Genomic DNA, 22215 nt, shown 5'->3' with positions numbered 1-22215 from the left:
CCTCTGCGGCGCTTGCCTCAGCCGCCGCTCTCTTCCAAAAGCGATAACGCTGTGAGTGCGGAAAGCGCGAGCGCGGAAAAAGCGGGCGGCGCCGGCAGGGGCGGTCCGTCGACGACGTTCTGGCTCCAGTTGCGCCAGCCGCCCATCGCGCGCGAAACGCCATAGGCGTGAAACCCGACGCCAACGAAGCCGGCGATCGCGGTGACCCACAGCCAGGCGCGTGTTAGCGGATGGCGCGGTTTGGACGGTCGTTGAAGGGCAGCCTTGGCCATCAGCCCCGACGCCACCGGCGGCAGCGTCACCGGAATCCACATGAAGGGATTATGGAAGGCGCCCCTGAAATGCAGGAGCGCCGCCTCCGCGACCGTTCCGGCAAGCGCGAAGCTGCTGAGCGCCGCCAGCGCGCGACCCGCGGGAAGACCAAAAAGCCGCGTCGCGCCAACGCCGATGCGCTCCGCGCAAAGGCCGATGACGCCCGCGACGGAAAGCGCCGCCGGCGCGCCGAGCGGCGCGCCATAGAAGAGATTCAACCAGCGCAGCCCGCCCGGTCGGCGAAAGACGTCATAGACGTGAAACCCGGCGCCAATCGCGCCAACCGCAACGGCCATGGCGAAGGAGCTTTTTCGATAGGCGCGCGCCCGCGCCGCGCCGAACGTCGCGCCTTCCCCGCCGGCAAGTAGCGTCAGCGCCGAGCTGATCAGAGGCGCGAACATTCCCGCATTTTTGAACGACCCTCGATAGTGCTCGACGGCGCTGTCAGCGAGAACCGAGGCGGCGAGCAGCGCCGCCGCGCCTTCCAGCGCACGCGCGCTCCTGGGCAGTCTACGCGCTCGCGAAGGTCCCACCGCAAGCGCACGCTGGCGTGGAAGAACGCCGGCGAGGCGCGCCGCTTCGGCGCAAACGACTCCTAGAACGAATGCGCCGGCCAGTTTCGGCGCCGCCCTGCGCAGCTGCGGAATCATTCTTCCCGGCCAGGAAGGACGGAGGCGAGAACCTGCCTCGCCGTTCCCTTTATGAGACGGCTCTGCTCGGGATCTCCCTTGAAAAGCGTCGTCGCAAAATTTCGCGCCTGTTCGAGCGAGATATGAGCCGGCAGCGGCGGCACTTCAGGATCTGTCTTGACCTCCAGCACGACGGGACGGTCGCAGGACAACGCTTCGTCCCACGCCGCCGCAAGCCGGTTCGGATCGTCGACGAAAATGCCCTTCAACCCGATCAATTCCGCAAAGCGGTGGTATGGGACGTCAGGGATATTCTGGGTCGCCTCGAACTTGGGGTTGCCTTCCATGACGCGCTGTTCCCACGTGACCTGATTGAGATCCTCGTTGTTGAATACGCAGCAGATCCACTTCGGGCTCCTCCATTCCCGCCAATATTTGGCGACGGTGATCAGCTCGGCCATGTTGTTCATCTGCATCGCGCCGTCGCCGACCAGCGCAATCACAGGCCGCCCCGGATGGGCGAATTTTGCGGCGATCGCGTAAGGCACGGCCGCGCCCATGGACGCCAGTCCGCCAGAAAGCGAGCACATCATGCCGGGCCTGATCTTGAGATCGCGCGCATACCAATTGGCGCAAGAGCCTGAGTCGGACGTGATGATGGCGTCGTCTGGAAGCCGCGGGGATAAGTCCCAAGCGACGAGCTGCGGATTGATCGGGTGCGCAGGCGCCATCGCCCGCTGCTCCATCAGTTCCCACCAATCGCGCACGTCTCTCTCGATGCGGTCGCGCCAGCCGAGATGACTCTTTTCTTCGATGAGCGGCAGGAGCGCATCGAGCGTCGCCGCGGCGTCCCCGTGGAGATTGACCTCCATCGGGAAGCGAATGCTGAGCATCGATGGATCGATGTCGATCTGTACGCCCCGCGCCTGGCCCTCGTGCGGAAGAAACTCCGAATAGGGAAAGCCGGAGCCGATCATGAGCAATGTGTCGCCCTCCATCATCAGATCGTAGCTTGGCTTTGTGCCAAGCAGGCCGATGGAGCCGGTGACCCATGGCAAAGTGTCCGGCAAAGCGGCTTTGCCGAGCAGCGCCTTCGCCACGCCCGCCTTCAGCTTCTCGGCGACTTCGACGACTTGCTTCGATGCGCCGAGCGCTCCCGCGCCGATGAGAACAGCAACCTTGCGGCCCGCGTTCAAGACCTCGGCGGCGCGCCGCAGATCCTTGTGCCGCGGCACAATCACCGGACGCGAATAGCCCACGCCGGTTCGCACGGATCCATGCTCGCGCGGCGGCTCCTCATATTCGAGGTCTTGCAGGTCCGCGGGGAAGATGATGACGGAAACCGCATGTTGGGATTTGGCGATGCGAATGGCGCGGTCGGTCAGCATCCTGACTTGCGAAGGCGTCTCCGCTTCCTGCACGAAGGCGGCGACATCGGAAAACATGCGATCGAGGTTGAGCTCCTGCTGGTAGTGAGAACCGCGCGCCGTTCGCGGCGCTTGGCCGGAGATCGCGAGAACGGGCATGTGATCGCATTTGGCGTCATAGAGTCCGGTGATGAGATGAGCGGCGCCGGGTCCGCCGGTCGAAAGGCACACGCCCAATTCTCCAGTGAATTTGGCGTGCGCGCTGGCCATGAAAGCGGCCATCTCTTCGTGCCGCACCTGAATGAACTCGATCTTGCCTTTGGCGCGCTGCAATGCCCCGAGCACGCCATTGATGCCATCGCCCGGATAGCCGAAAATGCGCCGCACGCCCCATTCGTGCAGCCGGCGGACAAAGAAATCGCCAACGGTGCCGCTCATGGCCGACTCGCTCTCTTTTGAAGCTGAAGGACGCTCCGACGCCCGCCTATGGCGATAACCAGCCGCCCGTCCGCATGTTCCGATCGGCATAGGTGTTGCGCCTGCGATACAAGCGCCCAGCGACGCGGGAGAGCGCGCTCCGACGCGTGCGGCGCCCTCATAACCGCAGCGTGCGATATCCCGGCGAGCAGGACGGCGCGGCGTTCCAAACTTTCCCGTGCGAGACAATCCGCATGCGCATTGTCGCTGCGCGCAGCCGCGCTAGGTAGCCTGCGGTTCGCAATGTATACGTGAGGCGCGCCAATGCCTCGAATAGCTGAGACGGCGTTGATCTTGTTCCTTTTGGCGACAGTCAACGCCAGCCTGTTTGGCATCATCTATCGAATGCTGCGCTAAAGGCGGCGCATGGCGCTGGTTCGGCGTCGGCTTACGCGCCTCGCTTTGCCGCGAGCTTTTCTCGCCGTTTGTCGCCCGATCGCGAGCGGCGGTTGCGCTGCGCCCTTCGCAGGCACCTTGTTCGGGAGCCGCCCTATATGAAACTCTACCATGGCTTGCGCCGCAGTGACGGCCGTTCGTCTCACGCGCATCGCACGATCAACATGATGATAGTCCAGCCAAGGCGGCCCAATGAAAGTTCTTCTGATTGGCGCGACGGGCCTCATCGGATCGAGCATCCTTGCCAAGCTCCTGTCAGCCGGTCATTCGGTAGTCGCCATTACGCGACGCGCCAATGTCCGACGGCAATTTCCTCAGGCGCAATGGGTGTCGCTGGATTTGAGAGTTGTAGACTCGCCACAACAATGGCTTTCGCATCTTGAAGGCGTTGATGCGGTCATCAATTGCGCCGGCGTTCTTGGCGGAAGCGGGTCCGATTCCACCGACGCGGCGCATCACAGAGGCCCGGCGACGCTGTTCGCCGCTTGCGAACAGGCTGGCGTCAAGCGCGTCATTCATTTCTCCGCCGTCGGCGTCGACCGGCAGACGCCGAGCGAATTCTCGAGGAGCAAGGCGGAGGGCGACGCCGCCTTAAAAACGACGGCTCTCGATTGGGTCATTCTTCGACCCTCGGTCGTCGTCGGACGCCGCGCTTACGGCGGAAGCGCGTTATTTCGCGGGCTGGCGGCGTTGCCGATGCTTCCACGCTTCAAGGACGCGGGAGAACTGCAGATCGTCCAACTCGACGACGTCGTGGCGACCGCGCTTTTTTTCCTCGCGCCCTCGGCGCCCGCGCGTGTGGAGCTGGAGATCGTCGGACCGCGGCGCCTGACCTTCAACGAGGTCGTCGCGATCTATCGCAGATGGCTCGGATGGCGTCCTGCCCAGCTCATCGACCTCCCCGACTGGCTGATCGACGGGATGTACCGCCTCGGAGATTTTCTCGCCTGGCTGGGCTGGCGCACGCCGATCCGCAGCATCGCAAAACAGGAAATGGTCCGCGGCGCCATCGGCGATCCCACGCCTTGGGCAAACATGACGGCCATCAAGCCGCAAGCTCTTGAAGCGGCGCTGATGGCCGAGCCCGCCGACGTGCGCGAAAAATGGTTCGCGCGCCTCTATGCGCTCAAGCCGCTCATTTTCGCCGTTACGGCGCTGTTCTGGATTTCGACCGCCTTGGTTTCATTCGGGCCGGGATGGGAGATTGGGCTCGGGCTTTTGCACGAGAGCGGACTGTCGGGCCCAATCGTGCCGCTGGCCGTGATCGCCGGCGCGGCTTCCGATCTCATCATCGGGATCGCTATCGCCTTTCGCCGCACATCGAAAATTGCGCTTGTCGCGGCGCTTGTCCTATCCTTCATTTACCTGATCCTCGGCACCATCCTCGTGCCGCGCCTCTGGATGGAGCCGCTGGGGCCGATGCTGAAGATCTGGTCTGTGATGGTGCTGAACGTCGTTTCTCTGGCGATCGTCGACGACCGGTGATTTATCTCCTCCTCAAATACATTCACATCATCGGCGCCGCGGTTTTGCTTGGCGCCGGCGCCGGAATCGCGTTCTTCATGCTGATGGCGCATTTCTCCCGCTCCGTACCGGTCATCGCCGGGGTAGCGCGCATTGTTGTGATCGCGGACTTCGTCTTTACCGCTTCCGCCGTGGTGGTTCAGCCCATTACCGGCGTCGCGCTCGCCTGGCTGGCCGGCTATTCGCTCACCGAAGGCTGGATCGCGCTCTCAATCGCGCTGTATCTTTTGACCGGCGCCTTCTGGTTGCCTGTCGTGTGGATGCAGATGCGCCTCCGCGATATCGCGCAAGCCGCGGTAGCGGCGAACCAGCCGCTGCCGCAGATCTATCATCGATTTTTCTGGTGGTGGTTCGCTTTCGGCTTTCCGGCGTTCGGCGCCGTTATGACGATCATATGGCTGATGATCGCCAAGCCGCAGATATTCTGACGCCGCACGACCGTCCCCAAGCGTGCGACGGTTCCCCTATCGCGTGTACCAGACGTAGATGATGGAAAAGGCCAAAGCCAGCGCAAAGCCGATCATGACGTTGCGTATAAAGCCCCCGCCGAACTCATCCATATTGCGTCTCCAATGGTCGCGCGCCGCAGCGGACAATTTGGCGTAACCCTGCGAATGACGCAACAGCAGTCTCCCCGCGGCGTCTGCATTTTGTCTCGCCGCATTCTTCAGTATAGTCGCGCTCCTCAGGCGCTATTTTGATGCTCGCCGCGCCCGCCTATGCTAGACCCGCTGGAAGGAAGGATGCCGCGATGAAGGACGATCTCGGCGCGCTGTCCGTCGTTCTCAACCGGAGCACGGAAACGCCGGGACGCCTGTCCGGCGCGAGCTTCGTCGTCAAGGAGAACATCGACGTCGCGGGACACGTCTCGACCAACGGCCATCCGAAATGGGCGGCGACCCACGCCCCTGCCGAACGCGATGCGCCCGTCGTCGACCGATTGCTCGATGCTGGCGCGCGGCTCGTCGGCAAGACGCAAATGGACGAGATGGCCTATAGCCTGCTCGGCGCCAATCCGCATTACGGCACGCCGATCAATCCGGCCGCGCAAAATCGCCACCCCGGCGGCTCGTCTTCAGGCTCGGCGGTCGCTGTCGCCGCCGGCCTCGTCAATTTCGCCATCGGCACCGACACCGCCGGTTCCTGCCGCGCGCCGGCGGCGTTTTGCGGGGTTTTTGGCTTCCGCGCGTCGCATGGCGCAGTTGCGATGGATGAAATCATTCCGCTTGCGCCGTCCTTCGACTCCATCGGCTGGTTCGCCCGCGACATCAGCGTCATGGCTTCTGTCGGTGAGGCTTTGTTGCCGCTAAAGGCGGAGAACGCCGAGCTCAAAGAAGCGGTGCTGCTCACCGACGCCTTCTCGGGAGTCGGAATGCATTTCGCTTCGGCGGCGGCGGATCCCGTCGACGCCCTGAAGGCGTTCGGCCCTTGGCGCGAGGCGACGCTCGGCGACGACTTCTTTAAGACCGCGCTCGGACATTTCCGCAACATGCAGGCCTTCGAGGCCTGGGCCTCGCATGGCGCCTGGATTTCGGCGAACAGCCCAACTTTCGGCAAGGGCGTCGAGCAGCGCTTCGCCTATGCGGCGAAAGTCACGGCCGACCAAAAGAACGCCGCTGAAAGCTTCCGCAAGGACGCGCGCAAGAGAATCGACGCGCTCCTCGGTTCGCAAGGCTTCCTCGTGTCGCCGACGACGCCGTTTCGCGCGCCGCTCCTCACCGAGAGCGAAGAGACGCTCGACGCCAAGCGCTATCAGATGATGCGCCTGTTTCTCATCGCGAGCTTTTTTGGCCTACCGCAGATCAGCATTCCCCTTCCAACCGGCGATGCGCCGGTTGCGCTCTCTTTCATCGGCCGACGCGGTTCGGACCACGCGCTGATCGCCCTTGCGCAGCGCTTCTGCGCGCAGATGAAGAAGTCTCTTTAAGAGTCATCCGGGTGCGCCGTTCGGCAACCGCGCGTCGGGAACGGCTTGCGGGCAGTCAATAAGACGCGGCTTTACTCATCCGCTCAGCGGCGGCCCGTGTCCGAGCAGATCCTTGATCCGCCCCGTCAGCCGCTCGCGCACGTCGCGATAGGCGTCGAGAATGGCCTCACGCGAGCCTTGCGCGGCGGTCGCGTCGGGCGTCGGCCAGTAGACGACGTCGACGGCCATCGTGCGCGTAAACTCCAGCGCCTTGTGATGCGCCTCGGGGGACAGCGTCACGATCAGATCGAAATTCGAATCTTCGAGATCTTCGAACGTGTGCGGCTTATGTGCTGAAATGTCGACGCCAATCTCGTCCATTGCCGCTATGGCGAAAGGGTCAGCGGCCCCGCGCTTCAGACCAGCGGAAGCGAAATAGGTTTCGCGGCCGAAATAATACCGCGCGATCGCCTCCGCCATCGGCGATCGGACAGTGTTCAGCGTGCAGGCGAAGAGAATGGATTGGGGGCGCGCCACGTTGCTCACGCGACCTCATCGCTGGCTCTGCGCCGACTGACGGTCTCGTTCAATAAACGCCGCAAGCTCCTTCGTCTGTTCCGTGAACAGTTGCAGTTCATTGATGTCGAGCGGCTCGCTTACTTGCTGCATCAGCAGCAGATCTCGGCCTTCGGAGAAGGCCGGCGCCAGCCCGCAATAGAAAAATCCCTGGCGGCGCGCGCTCTCAACCAGGAGCGGCAGGCCCGGGTCGTCGACATGCGCGGAAAGCTGCACGGCGCGCGCGCCGAGCCCGCTGACGTCGCTCACCGCCTGGCTCAATTCGATGCTGGCGTTCGATCCGATCATCTCGAAGCGAATTCTGCCATAGCCCCATGGGTTGACCATGACGCTCGTCATTGACCGAGTCTCTTTCGGCGTTCCGCTCTCGCGTAGAGAAACGCCGACTCCGAGACGGCCGTATGTCGCCGTCATGACGTCGCGATACGCCGGAGGCGCGACGATCTCGCATGGCCGCGCGGTCGCCAGGAAGCGAAACGTCAGCAGAAAACTCTGGCGCTGTCCGGCCGTCGGCACAGGCAAATCCTTCGAATGCGAGGTTTCGGGCGCCGCGCCGAGCAGGATCGCGCATGTCGGCATGCCGGCCCGCTCGTCGTTGCGCTGCGAAAAGGTATGAGTCGTAACCGGCTCGGCGTAGATCCCGACCAGCCCGAGTTTCGCCGCTTCGTCAGTCAGCCGCTCGGTCATGCGCTCGAGGAGATGACGTCCCCGGTAGGACGGAAGCACGACCGCTTCGCCGCGTTCGGCGATCGCCGCGCCTGGCTCGCGCTCGAGCGCGACATGCCCAACGACCTCGCCGCGCGCGTCGCGGGTCACGACCGGAATGAGCTCTCCGCTTTCGACCTTCCGCCAATAGCGATGCGGGGAGAAGACTTCCCGGTGAACGTAATTGTGTCCGTAGACCGCCAGGAAACAGCGCGCGATCGCCGCCGAATCGCTCTGCTGAGGCACGTCGATCCGCACCGTTTCCGTCGTCTCTGCGGCGACGGCGATCGGCTCTTGGTTATGTTCCGCCGCTTCGCGATAGGGATCGAAACCGCGATGGATCGTGATCTCCCATCCATCGACGCCGCGTTCCCGGTACGACAATCCCGCATCTCGCCGCAGCTGCGCGCTGAGCGAACCAACGACCGCGGAAAACCGGGAATGGCCGTTGAGCAGAATCCGTGCGCGCGCCTCGCCTTTGGAAGAGGACAGAAGAACCGCCGCGCGCTCGGCGTTCGTGCGCGACTCGCAAAGAATCTGCCATGTTTGCGCGGCGTCGGCGGCGATTAGGCTCGCGGTCATCGGCGGAACCCCTTCGACCAGCGACGCTTCGCGAACGAAAGCGCGGAGCAGCTCGCCCCCTTCCGCTTCCATCGACAGCCGCAGCTCGGCGAAATGATCCGAATTACTTTTGCCCATGCGGATTAGTCCATGATGACAATGTGACAGCGCCGAGCGCTGCGTCGCGCAGCGCTCTCATCGTCGGCGACCGAGCGCGGCGCTCAGCCCTTCCAGTGCAGCGCCGTGATCAGCGTGAAGATACGGCGCGCCGTATCCTGATCCGTGTCGATCTTGCCTTTCAAGCGTTCGAGGAGAAGCTGCGCGCCTTCGTTATGGAGGCCGCGACGCCCCATGTCGATCGCCTCGATCCTGCTCGGGGTCGCATGGCGGATCGCCGCGTAATAGCTTTCGCAGATCATGAAATAATCTTTGAGAATGCGCCTGAAGGGCGTCAGCGAGAGAATGTGCGTGACGAGACAGACGCCCTCCGCGTCGCAAATCTTGAAAACCAGTTTGGCGTCGACGAGCGAAATCAGCAGCTCATAAGGTCCGCCATGATGGCCAATCAACGCGAAACTGTTTTCCTCGATAAGATCATAGATCGCGATGGCGCGCTCATGCTCCTGATCCGCCGAGCCGCGGCCGATCGAGTTTTCGTCGAGCGTGACGGAGATCAGCCGCTTCGACTCGTTTGACTCCACCCTCACGCCTCGAGCTGATTGAGGCGGATCGACACCGAACGCGCATGGGCCTGCAAGCCTTCGGCGTCGCCGAGCGTCACCGCGGCGGCGCCGATGGCGCGCAGCGAGTCCGCGTCGCATTTCAGGATCGACGTGCGCTTGACGAAGTCGAGCACGCTCAGACCCGACGAGAAGCGCGCCGAGCGCGCCGTCGGCAGCACATGGTTCGAGCCGCCGACATAATCGCCGACGGCTTCCGGCGTATAGGCGCCGATGAAGATGGCGCCGGCGTTGGAAACGCGCGCGGCAAGGTCCTCGGCGTCTTCGCTGATGATCTCAAGATGTTCCGCGGCGATGCGGTCGGCGAGCGGCAGCGCGTCGGACAGCGTCTTCACGACGATCGTCGCGCCATAGTCGCGCCAGGAGGCGCTAGCGATCTCCTTGCGCGAGAGCGTCGAGAGATGCCGTTCGACGGCGGCGACGACCGCGTCGGCCAGCGAGGCGTCGTCGGTGATGAGAATCGACTGCGCGGATTCGTCATGCTCGGCCTGCGCAAGCAGGTCGGCCGCGATCCAGTCGGGATTGGCGGTCGCGTCGGCGAGGATCAGCACTTCAGAAGGGCCGGCGATCATGTCGATGCCGACCTGGCCAAAGACCCGGCGCTTTGCCGCCGCCACCCAGGCGTTGCCCGGCCCGACGATCTTGACGACGGGCGCAATCGTCTTCGTGCCATAGGCCAGCGCCGCCACGGCCTGCGCGCCGCCGACGCGGTAGATCTCGTCGATGCCGGATCGCTTGGCGGCGGCGAGCACCAGCGGCTCCACATGGCCGCCGGGCGTCGGGACCACCATGACGATACGCTTCACGCCGGCGACCTTCGCCGGCACGACGTTCATCAGCACGGAAGACGGATAGGCGGCGGTGCCGCCGGGCACATAGAGGCCCACCGAGTCGAGCGGGGTCCAGCGCCAGCCCAGCTCGACGCCGGCGGCGTCGCGAAAGCGCAGATTCTGCGGCTTCTGCCGCTCGTGGAAGACGGTGATGCGCTCGAGCGCCAGATCGAGCGCCGCGAGCTGCTCCGCCGAACATTTGGCTTCCGCCGCCGCGACCTCCTCGCGGGAGACGGCGATGCCGGTCGCCTCAAGGTCGACTCGGTCGAAGCGCTTGGAATAGTCGACAAGCGCCGCGTCGCCGCGGGCGACGACGTCCTCGATGATGCCGCGCACTGTGTCGTCGACATCCTGCGACGCCTCACGCTTCATGGCGAGCAGCGACGCGAAACGCTGTTCGAAATCGGGCGCCGCGGCGTCCAAACGCAAGGTCATGATCCTCTCCAGCCGGGAAGTCCGGCTGTCATGGCCCTCGGGGAGCGTGCTCGTCAAGTTCGCCGCTGAAATCATGGCTCGGCCGGGCGGCGACCTTCCAGCGCGGTCCCACGTCGCAAAGTTGCGCCTCGACGCATTCGACGTCGAGCGCGATCGACGCTCCCCCGGCGAAATAGAGCCGGATGACTCCCGACGGCGGTTCGGGGTCGGGCTCGAAGGTGACCGCCAGGAGTTCGAGGATAGCGTCGGGCTGGTCGCGGCAGATACGCTGGCAGCGCACGCGCTGCACGCCCTCGAAATGCAGGCCGCAGCGGCAGCGCTCCAGCCGGCCGTCAAGTTCTGCGGCCCAGTCGAAACGCGATCCAACCAGGGCGAACCGGCGCTTGTCGGCAAGAAAGGCGATGTCGCCGACGCGCACCAGGGCGTCCTGCACATGCGCCGAGAGCAGCGATAGATCTTCGCTATCGAGCGCGTGCAGGCGCAGGGCGAACTCACAAGGCCGATTGGGTGGTTCCATGTCCTCTCCTCCTTCGCCCGATATGGCGAAGGAGGGGAAGGCCCGCAACCCTATGGGCGACGCCAAGCTAAGTTAATGGGATTTTCTCGTTTCCACGCTCCTCTTGGCCACGTCATCCACCTCGCCGGGCGGGGAAACGCGAAGCGTTTCCGGGTGGCGTGCGTAGAGAACGTCAAGGTGGATCGAACGGCGATTGGACGGCGCGGCTTGAGGTCTCGGCCGACCGCTTCCGCGGGGAGGTCCCCCAGGCTGCGCCAAAGCTCGTCTGGATATCAGTGAGGCAAAATTGCGCGCCGCCTGAGCGGGCGCGCCGCAGGATCATCTCACCGGAGTCAGTTTGTGCGCCCCGAAGGGCGCCCAACCTCGACGCCATCCGCAAGCGCAGGTCGTGGATCAAGCATCTGTTCGCCGACGGCCCCTACGACCGCACGACACTCGGCCCATCGCTAGACGCGCGCCGGGGGCATTTCCGAACCCAATAAGATCTCAGGAAGCAATCACAGCTTGCGCTGCGGCGACCTCCAATTAGACAGGAAGCTGGGTGCGGATCGCGTCCATGATTCTTTGAATAGCAGCATCGGCGTTCTCCGCACGACATTCGGCATCTTTCGCGCGATGTTCGGATGCCGCCAACTCTGCTTCCTTGGCGGCAGTTTGTGATTGCAGCATCTCAAGATCCCTGCGCGTCTGCACAATGGCGGCGGCGAGGTCTTCGACTTCGGCCTCGGCTTGGCGGAGCGCCGCGTCGGCGCGCTCGGAGCGGGTCTCAGCGCGTTCCAACTTTTCCTTCAGCGCAGTGGCGACGGCGTGAGCGCGCGCCACCGCTTGAGCCGATTGCTTCTCGAGTTCTCTGATCGCCGCCGCTGTTTACGACACCAGCTCCAGCGCGGCGGTGGCGTCATCGCTGCCGCGCGCAAACTGGCGCGCCGGCGTTAACGCCTGTGCTCCTGAATCGCCCCTGGGAATGATTTCGTCCATGACGTGATTCAGATCGACCGAGCCCATCGATGCCTCCAGCCATTGCGCGGCCGAGCGCGCACGGTCATCCCTCGACGATACTTGGCCGCACGAACGTCCGACTCCGTCTCTGACGCCATCACTCCAGGGAATGAGCATTCGGCCGCAAAGACCTCACTTCGCGACAGTACGCTACGTCAACCAAGTCGCTTAGACGCTCATAAACAGCGCGCGCGGCATGTCGTGCGTCGTCGCGTTCATAGGCCTCGGCCAGTTCCAGCAGGCTCTCTTGCGCCTCCAACGCTTGCGCCGTCTCGGAATGGTCTTCCGACAACAGCCAATACATCTCCATCGCTTGCCACAGACTTCCTTCGCTGCGGTAGCGGTGCGCCATAGCCAATAGATGATCGAGGCTTTGGCGAACGGTGTCCAATCGGCGTTCTTGCCAAAGGGCTCCATACGATACGGATTGTTCAGATTGCATATCGTTCTCCTTTGTCAGGACTTCGGTCGAGCCGCCGAAGTCACACGGCGCTACATAACAACTGCCTTTGGCTGCGACGGCCGTTCCGAAGCGCCGGCCTGCGCTGCGAGCGCGTCATCGAAGTCGCGTTGTTCGATGAGCAGCGAGCCAATGTCGACCACTCCTCCGTGCGTTGCGGGAAAGATGCGGCGGATCGCGTTCAAGGCGGCGCGATCGCAAAGGAAGCGAATCTCGGCGGCGGACATTCCCTCCGTCAGCTCGGCTAAGGCCGCGAGATCGATCCGCTCGTCCACGGGTCTCTTGCGCAGATGGACCCGCAGAATCGCGGCGCGCGCATCGCGATCCGGCCGCGTCACCTCAAGGTGAAAGTCGAGCCGACCTGGACGTAGGAGCGCATCGTCGATCATATCCAGCCGGTTCGTGGCGGCGATCACCCAGACGTTCCCCAGCGCTTCAACGCCGTCGAGCTCAGTCAACAATTGGCTCACGACCCGATCGGTTACCGGCGAGCGGCCGTCGAAGCCCCGCTTCGGCGCCAGGGCGTCGACTTCGTCCAGGAAGATGATGCATGGCGCCGCATGGCGCGCCCGCGCGAAGAGCTCGCGCACGCCCTGCTCGGATTCGCCGACATATTTCGACAGGAGTTCTGGGCCCTTTACCGAAATGAAGTTGAGATTGCTCTGGGAGGACAATGCCTTCACCAGAAGCGTCTTGCCGTTTCCTGGCGGGCCATAGAGCAAGATCCCGCGCGGCGGCTGCAGCCCGATTTTTTCAAACAACAGCGGTTGGCTCAATGGCCAAGCGATCGCTTCCCGCAGAGTGGCCTTGATAGGCTCGAGGCCGCCCACGTCCTCCCATCGCACGTTTGGCACTTCGACGGAGACTTCGCGTAGCCCCGACGGCGTCACCTCGCTGAGCCCCTCTGTGAAGTCCGACATTTTGACGTCCATAGCCATCAGCGCCTCATAGGGAACCGGCCCCGAGTCGAGCGACAGCTCTGGAAGTTGGCGACGCAGCGCCGCCATGGCGGCCTCGCGGCAAAGAGCGTTCAGATCAGCGCCGGTGAATCCATGTGTCGTCTCCGCCAGGTCAGCGAGGTCAATGCCTTCGGCGAGCGGCATGCCGCGCGCATAGATCTCCAATATTTCCCGCCGAGCATGCTCGTTGGGGATGCCGATGGCGATCTCGCGGTCGAAACGACCGGGGCGCCGCAAGGCCGGATCGATGCTGTTTAAACGGTTGGTCGCCGCCATCACGATCACGTCGCCACGGCTCTTGAGGCCGTCCATCGAGGCGAGAAGCTGCGCGACGACGCGCTTTTCGACCTCGCCTTCGACGCGTTCGCGCTTGGGAGCGAGCGAGTCGATCTCGTCGAAGAAGATGATGCAGGGCGCGCGCCGCCGCGCATCGTCGAAAATCTTGCGCAATTGCGCTTCGCTCTCGCCATAGAATTTCTGAATGATCTCGGGTCCGCTGACGTAGATGAACGCAGCATTGGACTCATGCGCCACCGCGCGCGCGAGCAGCGTCTTGCCGCAGCCGGGCAGCCCATGCAGCAGGACCCCTTTCGGCGGCGTCATGCCCAGACGCTCGAAAATCTCCGGATGCGACAGCGGCAGCTCGATCATTTCGCGAACCTTCGCGACTTCACGCTCCATTCCGCCGAGATCGTCATAGGTGACGATGTCCTCGGCCTCGGACGCCGCTCGTTTCTGCTCGCCGCCACGGGCGCCTTCGACCGCGAGCAGGGTGTCGGGATGGATCATCACCGGCCCGTCGGGTTCTGTCCTCGTCACATTGAAATCTCGATGATTTCCTCCGAACAAGGCGATTCGCACACGGTCGCCGGTTCTGACGGCGAGCCCGTCGAGGCGGCGCGCCGTGTGTTCGATTTCGTCCTCATGCAAGGCGCCGGCGCCCAACGGAGCCACGACCACGCGCCGAGCGACGGCATGAGAAACCTTTTTGATCAGAGCCTTCTGGCCAAGCGCCACGCCTGCATTGGTGCGGCCGACGCCGTCGAGCTGAATGATCTGTTGCCCCCTTTGATCCTTAAAGGTCGGCATCGCCTTCGCGACGGTCTTCGCGCGACCTTCGATCTCCAGCACGTCGCCAGGCGAAGCGCCGATCTTCCGCAGAGTTTCGGGATCGATCCGGACGATCCCGCGTCCTATGTCGTCGCGCCGAGCCTCGACGACCGTCAACCGCAACTTCTCGCCATTGTCGGGTGCTTCGTCGGACATCGATCTCTCCACTTGTGGTCATCGACCGTCGCTACTGGCCTCGCACCGCCAAATATTCGACCTTGATGCGCTGAGGTAGAAACTTCGTGACTTTATGCAGAGCGCCTATGAACAGTATGGCGTCCTCGTCATCGCGAAGCGTCGCGTCGATTTTCTCGGCGATGAATCGGTCGCGCGCCTCCAGGAGAGCCGCGGCCTGCGCCTCCGTACGCTCGGGCGACTGCAACAGCTTATATTCATCGAGAAGCAGAGCCGGCGACTCGGTGCCGACGAGTGTGGCGCCTTCGCGCACGAGACTCTCGAGGAGCTGGTGATTGCGACTACCCTGGGACGCCAAGTCCCGCACCAAATCATTCTCTCGGCCGCAGACCGGCAGACTGTCCTGATAGAGTTTGACGTGCTTGAGATCGAACCCGAGCGTCTTGATCGCGTCGGCGATGGCGCCCCAAATGGCGTCGAATTCAGCCGATCGCTCCACCCATTTGCTCTCGCCATAGCGAGCGACGAACGCCGCCTTGTAACCTGGCGCGGCGGAGCCCATCTCCGCCGCGCTGTGAACCACCGGAACATATATCAATCGCGCCATCTCGCAGGTTGCTCCGTTCCCAGCCACACCGCGACTGGGGGATGCTACGTTTGCTTGTTCAGCCGAACCTCGAGAACGCCGTTGCGCAGATTGAGATGTGGCGAACCCGCGGCGAGTTTTTCTTCAATGAGCGTTTCCTTGCGGTAAAGTCTTTCGCCCGCCTTCGCCTCGAGCAGCAGGATATCGCCATCGAGGACACAGCGAACATCTTTGCGTTCGACGCCAGGCAATTCAAAGAGCAGCACCATTTCGCCTGGTTCGTCGAATATGTCCGTGACGGGCTCGAGGACCTCGAGCGAGCTTCGCTTGGCCGCTCTTTGCGGCGGCGTTTCCGAGCGCGTCGGCCTCTCCTCAGAGGTCCGCTTCTCCGCCGCCGCTTCGCCTAGCGTGCGCGTTCCGAACGAATATTCCATCACCCGCCCATCCTTCTCGTGCCGGCCGCGGCGCGGAAGCTGGTCGAAATCGGCGAGCACATTGAAAAGGTCGGAAAGGCCGCGCGCTATCTTTTCGAAGCCTGCGACGCCCGTGACGTCATCCTTATCACTCGGGTCTTTCTTACTCATGAGCCGTACTCCCGCGTTCGAATGGCGCCGCGACGACGGCGCCTAGCGCCTGCTCGATCCGCCCCAGTCGTTCATCCATCGCCTCCAGCGCCGCATTGCGCTCGGACGCCAGACGGTCTGGACGTCCAGTATGGTTCCACCAATCGAGGCCGAGTTCGCGCGCCTTATCGACCGAGCAGATCACCAGGCGCAGTTGAATCGTCAACAGTTCGACCTCGACGAGCTTGATCGATATATCGCCGGCGACGACGACCCCTTTGTCGAGGATGCGCTCGAGCAAATCGGCGAGGTTCGTGCTCTCGACAGAATGCGTCATGGACTTGGCGGGGGGCATAGCGATACCTTTCATAGCGCGCCGTCGGGAACGCCGAGATCGAGGGAGATATCCCGGTCGGAAAAGCCGAACTGCCGCTGCAAGCGCAAGATTTCCTCGGCTTGAGCGATGAGCGCCATTCCGACATTGTCGATTTGCGCGTCCGTGAGCCGCCCTGCCTCCATACGCCGCACGGCCTGCCGTTCGAGCACCTCATGAAGCAATTTCACGAGGGTGAGCACGAGTCGGACGAGGCCTTGCGCCGGCGATGACCCGTCCGCGCTTCGGCGGTCATTCAGGGCGATCGGCGGGCCGCCATCGACTCTCCCGAGCGCGACGTCGCGCGATCCGATCTCGGGCCGAGCAGCGGGTGTCTCCGACGACGGAGGCGACGGGGGCGACGGCGATGGGGGCGATGGGGGCGATGGGGGCGACGAAGGCGTCCGCGGACAGACCGCAGGGACGGGCGGAGCGCCATCTGGCCAGATCGCGTCAACCGAACCCAACAGCAGTCGCAGATCGAGAAACAACAGGTCGACGTCCGCCAGCCCGATGGTCAGGTTGCCTTGCACCGACACGCCGCGTTGGAGGATTCGATCGAGCGCATCCGCCAACGACAAATGATCGCGATATGGCGGCGCCGCGGTGGACGGGCCAGAGTCAGGAACTGGCATCGCCGTGGGCATCGCTTCCACCCTCCGAATGCAGACGATCGAGCCGGTCCAGCAATTTCTGTTCGCGCACGTCGAATTCCGCTTCTGTCATTGCTCCGCTGTCGAGCGCGCGGTGGAGCGCCGATAGATCCGCCATGACCGCCTGCTCCTCCGCCTCGATCTCCTTCTGGACAGCCTCATCGATCTTCTCGAGAACGAACATTAGACCGCGTAGCGGCGCCGCCAACAGGCTGTCGATGATGATCATGATCTTGTCCTCCGCCGATCGATGGCGCCGATGTATGCTTTCTCAGTCGTGCTTTTCGAACCGCGCTGCCGTGTCTGACGGTCAGAATTGTCCGCAGAATGGAGACCACAACATTCGACGTCGCCGCTAACAGATCATCGAGGATGAACATTGCCTCGTTCTCCCAGATAGGCCGCGACGATGCGCGATCTATCGGTCGCTTGGATCGAACTGCACGAAATTATGCGGCAGCCATGGACCACCGATGTTGAAGGCGATGTCTTCGTCAGTCTGCGCCGCCGATTCATGGACAGCGGCTTCGAACCGATCGAGATCGGAGCGAGACACGAGCGCCGCAAGGTTCGCGATCTCCTTCTCGCCGCGAACTGGCAATGCGATGAGTTCGGCGCAGGACGCTCCGACCACCGCCATGACCTGCGAGGTTCGCGCATCGCGGTACTGACGCAGCGCCTCGTCGACCATCTGGCCAAGGCGGATTCTGTCGTCGTACGAGGGCGCTCGGCGGCTGTGAAACGTTCGTTCCCGCGCCGCCTTCAGCGCCGGCGTGCGTTCGACGACGTAGGCGATCGGATCGGGAACCTCAAGGCTCAAACGCAGACTCATTTCAATTGCGCCAGAGATGCGTTGCAGCTGCGCTGTAAGAGTCTCGCGATGCTCCTCGAGGAAAAGGCGGAGATCGTTTTTCGATTTCGTTATGGTGCCAAACGCCATCGGCAAGAGATCGAAATTCGCGTTGAGAGCGGCGAGCACACGTTGCGTCGCGGCGATGTTACGGCGTTCGGCGCGCACCGCGCCGACGGGGCACTCGCTCACGACTGCGTAGAGGGAGCCCACATCGAGCCGGTAGGCGGGCAGGTCGAAGACGCCGCGCAGCGGCGGCAATTCGCCATCGTCGGATCTGCCGACCGCATAGACGTAAAGGCCCATGAACCACCCTCCCGCGGGCCGGACCCGCCTGTTGGCTTTCTAAGACCATGACCTTCGAAAGGTTGCGGACCGTTCAACCAGGATCATGCTGGATATGAACGGATCGATTGTGTGTTCGATTCGACTGGAGATGGTCATGCGTTAGCCGTCCTCCGGCTTGAGGTTCTCGTATGACCAGACAGTCAAATCCGCGTCGAGTTCGAGCGCGTAGTGCTCCCGTTCGAGAACTTCTTGGGTCAGCGGGAGGCCGAGCATCTTGACCTCTAGATTCGGCACGAGGATTTCGGCTTCAGCGGACCATCCCTCCGAGCCGCGGTCGAGGGGGACGATCTTGGTGATGCGGACTTCCTGCGCGCCCAGTTCGGTCGAAAGAAACCGCTGCACCGCGGCGCGAGCCGCCGACAGCCTGCCAATGGGCGCGACCGCCGACTCCGGCGTTAAAGGCGGCGGCGTCTTGACGATCGGCGTCTTTTGATGAGGCGCCGCATGTTCGGCTTTTTCACTTTTCTGCACCATTTGTCTCGTCCCCGGCATTCAGGTCGTTCGGCTCGCCAAAATTCGCCTGGCGTAAGCGGGATCACGGTAAACGTCTGTTGCAAATACGCGGATGCTCCGGTGGATTTTGTCCACTGAGTCGCCGTTCAGGCGTCTCAGTAGTTGATTTGAAAATGTCGCGTCGCCGGCCGACGTCCGACGGGCGACCGATGCGGCGCCTGGATTGCCTGGGCTCGAGGAGCAGTCCCGTCGAGACTCGCGTGAATGCTGGCGATTTCAGCGTCGATCTCACGAAACCGGTCGCGGATCATGTCGGAGCGATCTCTGCAAGTCCGCAATTCTTGCGCTCGCCGCGCGCGCTCGAGCTCGAGAAAGCTGATACGGAGATAAGCTTTGTGAGCGGGAATCTGCGTATCCGAACGCCCCGTCAGCGTTCGTAGCTCGGCAAGTCCCCGAGATGGCCGTCTTTCAAGCGCCATTGTCATCGTCCCCTAATTGAGCGGCTCAGCGTCGCCAACGCTCTCCAACCGCCGGAGCAGAAAATCGACGAAAGCCGACGAGATCGCGCCTTCGCTCTTTCCAGGCTTCGACGTCTGGCTGAGGATGTCCCGGCTCGACCAAACAAAGACGGCGTTGCGCAAGCTCGCTTCGCCGCCACGCGCGGCGAGCACCCGTGCAATGGCGATCGAGGCCCGCAGAGTTGGATGATGAGGATCCTCACACTCCGAGCGGCACAGCCTCACCAAATCGACCACCCGCGCGGCGCGAGCCATATCAAGGCCGGATTTACTCGCCGCGATGGCGATCTCTGTCTCGCGGTCATAATGGTCGAGAGGAAGCGTGATCATACGATCCAACAGCGCGTCTTGAGTACGGTAAACGCCCGCATACTCGGCCGGGTTCGAGGTAAATATAGCTCGAAACCGGGGATGGACGTTGACGTAACCTTCGCCTCGACCATGTAAGCCAGGAACATTGAGGACGCCTTCCGACAAGATGCTCAGGAAGGGGTTGTTGGCCTCCGGCTTGCTGCGGTTGAATTCATCGTAAATGATCGAATGGCCGAGCCGGCAAGCCGTCGTGATGCGGTTGTCGATCCAGAGTGCGCGCCCTTCCTCTTCGAGCTTGACGACGGACGCGATGTAGTTATCCACGACGCGCGACTTATGATAGCCGCTCTCGCGCCCGATCAGGTCGGAGCTGCCAAACTCGTGATCGCCATGAAGCAAGATGGCCGGTCGACCAAGCTGCGCGGCGACATGGAAGGCGAGAGTCGTCTTCCCTGTGCCGGCCGGCCCAGAGAAATGAACGGCATAGCCCGCTTCGAGATAAGCGAGGGCCCGTTCCGTGATCTCCTGGACAGCCGGAGAGGTCACGAATGCATTGCTCGGGCCCAGAGCGATGGAGCCCTGATCGCCATCAGAAAATTCATCGGCGATCGGATCACGGCTTGGAAAGGCGGCGACAGCGCTCATTTCTCATCCTTCCCATGACGATCGCTCGAGCCTTTATGGCCCCAACCGCCGAACGGACGCTTTCCTGACCGAGGAGTCGTGTCCGGCGCTTGCGCAGCGGCGGTATCATGCGCCGGAGCGGATGGACTCTGCGGAACAGACGATTCTGTTTGAGCAGGGGGGGACTCGGGCGCCGACCGATGGGCGGCTTGGGCGACGTCGTGTCGCCGGCTTCCACGCCAGATGGCGACCGCTTCACGACGATCCAACGCGTAAGCTGCGAGACGTTCGCGGATCGCCGCGGCGCGATCGCGATCATCTTTGGCGAAATTGTCGAGAAGAGCGGCGACGCTATTGGTCAGATCACGCATGAAGACCGCCGCCTTGTCACGCTGCGCCACCGCGAGTTCCTGGAAGCGCTGCCGACGGGCGACCCGCACGCGCCGGAATTGCCCCATAAGCGCCTTCACCTCGCTGCGCCGTCCGTTGATTACGACAATCGCGTCTCTTCGATATTCGCGAGCGGCTCTGCCCCGCGCCGTCTTCAATCCTTGCATCGACGACTGGACTTCGCCGCGGCGCGCACGCGTTGCCTGCTTGAGTTCCGCCGCCTGCTCGCGGCTCGCGCTGACGCGCGACGCATTCAAGCGCTGCAGCAATGAGCGGACTTCTCTCCGACGATTGCTCGTCGCATTCTTAATCTCTATCGCCAGTTTCTTGCGCTGCTGCCGACCCGACGTGATGCCGTCCGCCACGCGCGCCATGCCTTCCGCCACTTTCGCCATGTCGAATCCTCCGTTTCAGGCCTGTCGCCGCCGGAAGCGTGAGCCAAGGACTGCTCACCCTCCCGGCAAGCATTGGCTGTAAGGTTACGCGGGCGCTGCGGCGGAGGCCGTGAGGCCGACCGCTTCGGCGTATTTGAGGTAGGTCTCGACCGAGGCCACCACGACGCGAGCTTCGATCGTGATCAGCTCAATTCCCACAAGCGAAACCTTGACCCACGCATCAATGACGATGCCTTTGTCGAGGATCCGATCGACGACTTCGGCGAGGCTCGACGAGTCAGTGGATTTTTGAACGCGTGCCATGAAGTTACTCCTTGATGACGTCTTTGAGCTCTTCGCGAACTTGCCGGAATGAATCGATATTCCGACCGCTATGTGCAGAGCAAACGCAATGCCATTCGGACGCACTTCCGCAATTCATAAAGTAGCTGTGCGAAATCAGATGATTGAGAACTCAACGCCAATGCCGGCTCGCAGCGGCGTGTGCGGAATGCGGGCGAGCGCGCCCGGTATCATGGGCGATGTTTCCCGTTGCTCTTTCCCGTGAGCGCCGCCACGATCGCATCGATCTGAAACGGCTTGGCGAGGAAACCGTCGATCGCAGACGCTTGCACCGCTTCCAATATGCGTATGTCGTCTTCGAAATAATAACCGGAGATCATGATTATTCGCATTGCCGGCCGCAAACTATGCAGCTCCTCGATTAGACGCAGGCCATCCATATCCGGCAGCCGGGCGTCGACAAAGGCGATCGGAAAGGCATGGACTGCAACCGACGCGATAGCCTCTTGCGCCGAACAGACGGTTGTCACAGCGCAACCCAAACCGGTTAGCGCGACCTCGAGAATCCAGCACATGTCTTGGTCGTCATCGACGACGAGGACCGTTTCAGGCACGGTTGGAGTCGCGAACGCCGTCAAATCAGGATCACTCCTCGGCGTGCGTATCCCGGTCGCGCGCGACCGGGATACGCACGATGAATGTCGTGCCCTCGTGCGGCGAGCTGCGGACGGTCACACTGCCACCGTGCTGGCGCACGATCGAATGAGACACGGAAAGGCCGAGCCCGGATCGGCGGCTGTCAGACCGCGTCGTGAAGAAAGGATCGAAAATTTTCGAAACATGAGCCTCTGGTATCCCCGGGCCCGTATCACTGATTTCGATGATGATCTCGGCCCCTTCGCGCCGAACGGCGATGGTCAACCTGCCGCCGCTGGGCATCGCTTGGAAGGCGTTCAGAACGAAATTGATAATGACGAGTTCGAGAAGGTTCTGCACGCCCTCGGCATAAAGAGAGTCCGTTATGAAAGGCAGCTTCCACTCTATTGCGGTTCCCGCCGCGGCCTCGCCGGAAGCGAACATCAACGCGTTCTTTAGCCCATCTTATTCAGCGAGGCGGTAATTTTGGGCTGGCGGATGTGGCGTAAGGCATTGATTTAGCGTATGGATTAGTTGCTTACGCTGATCCCTCACGCCATCGCATCACAGCCACACCCGCCATGATTGAAGATA

At 62.8% G+C, this 22215-nt stretch carries 27 protein-coding genes; 4 read left to right on the top strand and 23 right to left on the bottom strand.

The window, feature by feature from the left end; genetic code table 11:
* Positions 1 to 17: 17 nt before the first annotated feature.
* Together ACR65T_RS10335 and ACR65T_RS10330 are read right to left on the bottom strand one after the other, a co-directional pair.
* Complete coding sequence (locus tag ACR65T_RS10335; RefSeq protein ID WP_434496398.1) at positions 18 to 962, bottom strand: hypothetical protein; 945 nt, start codon at positions 960 to 962, stop codon at positions 18 to 20.
* A complete protein-coding gene (locus ACR65T_RS10330; RefSeq protein WP_434496397.1) occupies positions 959 to 2746 on the bottom strand; it encodes a thiamine pyrophosphate-requiring protein in 1788 nt (595 codons plus the stop codon). Before ACR65T_RS10330 ends, ACR65T_RS10335 begins: the two co-directional genes overlap by 4 nt.
* A gap of 627 nt (positions 2747 to 3373) precedes the next feature.
* Here ACR65T_RS10330 and ACR65T_RS10325 point away from each other — a divergent pair.
* Positions 3374 to 4666: an SDR family oxidoreductase gene (locus ACR65T_RS10325; protein ID WP_434496396.1), complete on the top strand. Its 1293-nt coding sequence runs from the start codon at positions 3374 to 3376 to the stop codon at positions 4664 to 4666.
* Positions 4663 to 5133, top strand: a complete 471-nt coding sequence (locus ACR65T_RS10320; RefSeq protein ID WP_434496395.1) for a DUF2269 family protein — start codon at positions 4663 to 4665, stop codon at positions 5131 to 5133. Before ACR65T_RS10325 ends, ACR65T_RS10320 begins: the two co-directional genes overlap by 4 nt.
* Before the next feature lie 36 nt (positions 5134 to 5169).
* Here the strand turns inward: ACR65T_RS10320 and ACR65T_RS10315 are convergent, their stop codons facing one another.
* Positions 5170 to 5328 carry a hypothetical protein gene (locus ACR65T_RS10315; RefSeq protein ID WP_158491330.1) on the bottom strand — a complete coding sequence of 53 codons (159 nt, stop codon included), beginning with the start codon at positions 5326 to 5328 and terminating at the stop codon, positions 5170 to 5172.
* A gap of 128 nt (positions 5329 to 5456) precedes the next feature.
* Here ACR65T_RS10315 and ACR65T_RS10310 point away from each other — a divergent pair, with 128 nt between their 5' ends.
* A complete protein-coding gene (locus tag ACR65T_RS10310) occupies positions 5457 to 6632 on the top strand; it encodes an amidase (RefSeq protein ID WP_434496394.1) in 1176 nt (391 codons plus the stop codon).
* 75 nt (positions 6633 to 6707) lie between these two features.
* Here the strand turns inward: ACR65T_RS10310 and ACR65T_RS10305 are convergent, their stop codons facing one another.
* The 17 genes from ACR65T_RS10305 to gvpN all read right to left on the bottom strand — a co-directional run bounded on the left by ACR65T_RS10305 (position 6708) and on the right by gvpN (position 19939).
* Entirely contained in the window at positions 6708 to 7157 is a 450-nt protein-coding gene (locus tag ACR65T_RS10305) for a low molecular weight phosphatase family protein (RefSeq protein ID WP_434496393.1), read from the bottom strand.
* A gap of 6 nt (positions 7158 to 7163) precedes the next feature.
* Entirely contained in the window at positions 7164 to 8591 is a 1428-nt protein-coding gene (locus ACR65T_RS10300; protein ID WP_434496392.1) for a hypothetical protein, read from the bottom strand.
* A gap of 83 nt (positions 8592 to 8674) precedes the next feature.
* Positions 8675 to 9154: a UPF0262 family protein gene (locus ACR65T_RS10295; RefSeq protein ID WP_018408731.1), complete on the bottom strand. Its 480-nt coding sequence runs from the start codon at positions 9152 to 9154 to the stop codon at positions 8675 to 8677.
* A 2-nt stretch (positions 9155 to 9156) separates the two neighbouring features.
* Positions 9157 to 10458, bottom strand: coding sequence for a histidinol dehydrogenase (hisD, locus tag ACR65T_RS10290; RefSeq protein WP_434496391.1), 1302 nt, complete (start codon positions 10456 to 10458; stop codon positions 9157 to 9159).
* A gap of 28 nt (positions 10459 to 10486) precedes the next feature.
* A complete protein-coding gene (locus ACR65T_RS10285) occupies positions 10487 to 10975 on the bottom strand; it encodes a DUF2948 family protein (RefSeq protein ID WP_434496390.1) in 489 nt (162 codons plus the stop codon).
* Positions 10976 to 11500: 525 nt separating this feature from the next.
* On the bottom strand, positions 11501 to 11797 hold the full coding sequence (locus tag ACR65T_RS10280; protein ID WP_434496389.1) for a hypothetical protein: 297 nt from the start codon (positions 11795 to 11797) through the stop codon (positions 11501 to 11503).
* Positions 11798 to 11842: 45 nt separating this feature from the next.
* Positions 11843 to 11980 (bottom strand): hypothetical protein, encoded by a 138-nt coding sequence (locus ACR65T_RS10275; protein WP_434496388.1) that lies wholly within the window; start codon positions 11978 to 11980, stop codon positions 11843 to 11845.
* 91 nt (positions 11981 to 12071) lie between these two features.
* Positions 12072 to 12416 (bottom strand): hypothetical protein, encoded by a 345-nt coding sequence (locus ACR65T_RS10270; protein ID WP_434496387.1) that lies wholly within the window; start codon positions 12414 to 12416, stop codon positions 12072 to 12074.
* A gap of 50 nt (positions 12417 to 12466) precedes the next feature.
* Positions 12467 to 14659, bottom strand: coding sequence for a CDC48 family AAA ATPase (locus ACR65T_RS10265; RefSeq protein WP_434496386.1), 2193 nt, complete (start codon positions 14657 to 14659; stop codon positions 12467 to 12469).
* A gap of 31 nt (positions 14660 to 14690) precedes the next feature.
* On the bottom strand, positions 14691 to 15245 hold the full coding sequence (locus tag ACR65T_RS10260) for a hypothetical protein (RefSeq protein ID WP_123176506.1): 555 nt from the start codon (positions 15243 to 15245) through the stop codon (positions 14691 to 14693).
* A gap of 44 nt (positions 15246 to 15289) precedes the next feature.
* A complete protein-coding gene (locus tag ACR65T_RS10255) occupies positions 15290 to 15808 on the bottom strand; it encodes an Hsp20/alpha crystallin family protein (protein ID WP_434496385.1) in 519 nt (172 codons plus the stop codon).
* Positions 15801 to 16124 (bottom strand): gas vesicle protein, encoded by a 324-nt coding sequence (locus ACR65T_RS10250; RefSeq protein ID WP_245433711.1) that lies wholly within the window; start codon positions 16122 to 16124, stop codon positions 15801 to 15803. The genes ACR65T_RS10255 and ACR65T_RS10250 overlap by 8 nt, the downstream gene beginning before the upstream one ends.
* Before the next feature lie 29 nt (positions 16125 to 16153).
* Positions 16154 to 16795, bottom strand: a complete 642-nt coding sequence (locus ACR65T_RS10245) for a gas vesicle protein K (RefSeq protein WP_434496384.1) — start codon at positions 16793 to 16795, stop codon at positions 16154 to 16156.
* Positions 16782 to 17042 carry a gas vesicle protein GvpG gene (locus ACR65T_RS10240; RefSeq protein WP_196399055.1) on the bottom strand — a complete coding sequence of 87 codons (261 nt, stop codon included), beginning with the start codon at positions 17040 to 17042 and terminating at the stop codon, positions 16782 to 16784. Before ACR65T_RS10240 ends, ACR65T_RS10245 begins: the two co-directional genes overlap by 14 nt.
* 189 nt (positions 17043 to 17231) lie before the next feature.
* Positions 17232 to 17969 carry a GvpL/GvpF family gas vesicle protein gene (locus ACR65T_RS10235; protein WP_434496383.1) on the bottom strand — a complete coding sequence of 246 codons (738 nt, stop codon included), beginning with the start codon at positions 17967 to 17969 and terminating at the stop codon, positions 17232 to 17234.
* Between the two features lie 141 nt (positions 17970 to 18110).
* The gene (locus ACR65T_RS10230) at positions 18111 to 18485 is read right to left on the bottom strand and encodes a hypothetical protein (RefSeq protein WP_434496382.1); all 375 of its coding nucleotides are present in this window, start codon (positions 18483 to 18485) and stop codon (positions 18111 to 18113) included.
* 470 nt (positions 18486 to 18955) lie between these two features.
* Positions 18956 to 19939 (bottom strand): gas vesicle protein GvpN, encoded by a 984-nt coding sequence (gene gvpN / locus ACR65T_RS10225; protein ID WP_434496381.1) that lies wholly within the window; start codon positions 19937 to 19939, stop codon positions 18956 to 18958.
* A 179-nt stretch (positions 19940 to 20118) separates the two neighbouring features.
* Between gvpN and ACR65T_RS10220 the strand changes: the two genes are divergently transcribed.
* On the top strand, positions 20119 to 20580 hold the full coding sequence (locus tag ACR65T_RS10220; RefSeq protein WP_434496380.1) for a hypothetical protein: 462 nt from the start codon (positions 20119 to 20121) through the stop codon (positions 20578 to 20580).
* Between the two features lie 207 nt (positions 20581 to 20787).
* Here ACR65T_RS10220 and gvpA read toward each other — a convergent pair whose 3' ends face one another.
* The 3 genes from gvpA to ACR65T_RS10205 form a co-directional block, all read right to left on the bottom strand.
* Positions 20788 to 21006, bottom strand: coding sequence for a gas vesicle structural protein GvpA (gvpA, locus tag ACR65T_RS10215; protein WP_123176516.1), 219 nt, complete (start codon positions 21004 to 21006; stop codon positions 20788 to 20790).
* A 209-nt stretch (positions 21007 to 21215) separates the two neighbouring features.
* Positions 21216 to 21599 carry a response regulator gene (locus ACR65T_RS10210; RefSeq protein WP_434496379.1) on the bottom strand — a complete coding sequence of 128 codons (384 nt, stop codon included), beginning with the start codon at positions 21597 to 21599 and terminating at the stop codon, positions 21216 to 21218.
* 31 nt (positions 21600 to 21630) lie between these two features.
* Entirely contained in the window at positions 21631 to 22065 is a 435-nt protein-coding gene (locus ACR65T_RS10205) for a sensor histidine kinase (RefSeq protein ID WP_434496378.1), read from the bottom strand.
* Between the last annotated feature and the right edge of the window lie 150 nt (positions 22066 to 22215).

This window comes from Methylocystis sp. (genome assembly GCF_051061285.1).
Taxonomy (GTDB): domain Bacteria; phylum Pseudomonadota; class Alphaproteobacteria; order Rhizobiales; family Beijerinckiaceae; genus Methylocystis.
This window is presented reverse-complemented; position numbering and strand designations above follow the sequence as displayed.

Excerpts from the sequence above, each read along its gene's own strand:
- ACR65T_RS10300 (WP_434496392.1), bottom strand. The coding sequence starts at position 8,591 with ATGGGCAAAAGTAATTCGGATCATTTCGCCGAGCTGCGGCTGTCGATG.
- ACR65T_RS10230 (WP_434496382.1), bottom strand. The coding sequence starts at position 18,485 with ATGGTGCAGAAAAGTGAAAAAGCCGAACATGCGGCGCCTCATCAAAAG.
- ACR65T_RS10250 (WP_245433711.1), bottom strand. The coding sequence starts at position 16,124 with ATGACGCATTCTGTCGAGAGCACGAACCTCGCCGATTTGCTCGAGCGC.
- ACR65T_RS10330 (WP_434496397.1), bottom strand. The coding sequence starts at position 2,746 with ATGAGCGGCACCGTTGGCGATTTCTTTGTCCGCCGGCTGCACGAATGG.
- gvpA (WP_123176516.1), bottom strand. The coding sequence starts at position 21,006 with ATGGCACGCGTTCAAAAATCCACTGACTCGTCGAGCCTCGCCGAAGTC.
- ACR65T_RS10275 (WP_434496388.1), bottom strand. The coding sequence starts at position 11,980 with ATGGGCTCGGTCGATCTGAATCACGTCATGGACGAAATCATTCCCAGG.
- ACR65T_RS10335 (WP_434496398.1), bottom strand. The coding sequence starts at position 962 with ATGATTCCGCAGCTGCGCAGGGCGGCGCCGAAACTGGCCGGCGCATTC.
- ACR65T_RS10270 (WP_434496387.1), bottom strand. The coding sequence starts at position 12,416 with ATGCAATCTGAACAATCCGTATCGTATGGAGCCCTTTGGCAAGAACGC.
- ACR65T_RS10205 (WP_434496378.1), bottom strand. The coding sequence starts at position 22,065 with ATGTTCGCTTCCGGCGAGGCCGCGGCGGGAACCGCAATAGAGTGGAAG.
- gvpN (WP_434496381.1), bottom strand. The coding sequence starts at position 19,939 with ATGAGCGCTGTCGCCGCCTTTCCAAGCCGTGATCCGATCGCCGATGAA.
- ACR65T_RS10265 (WP_434496386.1), bottom strand. The coding sequence starts at position 14,659 with ATGTCCGACGAAGCACCCGACAATGGCGAGAAGTTGCGGTTGACGGTC.
- ACR65T_RS10260 (WP_123176506.1), bottom strand. The coding sequence starts at position 15,245 with ATGGCGCGATTGATATATGTTCCGGTGGTTCACAGCGCGGCGGAGATG.
- ACR65T_RS10255 (WP_434496385.1), bottom strand. The coding sequence starts at position 15,808 with ATGAGTAAGAAAGACCCGAGTGATAAGGATGACGTCACGGGCGTCGCA.
- ACR65T_RS10240 (WP_196399055.1), bottom strand. The coding sequence starts at position 17,042 with ATGATCATCATCGACAGCCTGTTGGCGGCGCCGCTACGCGGTCTAATG.
- ACR65T_RS10325 (WP_434496396.1), top strand. The coding sequence starts at position 3,374 with ATGAAAGTTCTTCTGATTGGCGCGACGGGCCTCATCGGATCGAGCATC.
- ACR65T_RS10285 (WP_434496390.1), bottom strand. The coding sequence starts at position 10,975 with ATGGAACCACCCAATCGGCCTTGTGAGTTCGCCCTGCGCCTGCACGCG.
- hisD (WP_434496391.1), bottom strand. The coding sequence starts at position 10,458 with ATGACCTTGCGTTTGGACGCCGCGGCGCCCGATTTCGAACAGCGTTTC.
- ACR65T_RS10310 (WP_434496394.1), top strand. The coding sequence starts at position 5,457 with ATGAAGGACGATCTCGGCGCGCTGTCCGTCGTTCTCAACCGGAGCACG.
- ACR65T_RS10245 (WP_434496384.1), bottom strand. The coding sequence starts at position 16,795 with ATGCCAGTTCCTGACTCTGGCCCGTCCACCGCGGCGCCGCCATATCGC.
- ACR65T_RS10220 (WP_434496380.1), top strand. The coding sequence starts at position 20,119 with ATGGGCGGCTTGGGCGACGTCGTGTCGCCGGCTTCCACGCCAGATGGC.
- ACR65T_RS10235 (WP_434496383.1), bottom strand. The coding sequence starts at position 17,969 with ATGGGCCTTTACGTCTATGCGGTCGGCAGATCCGACGATGGCGAATTG.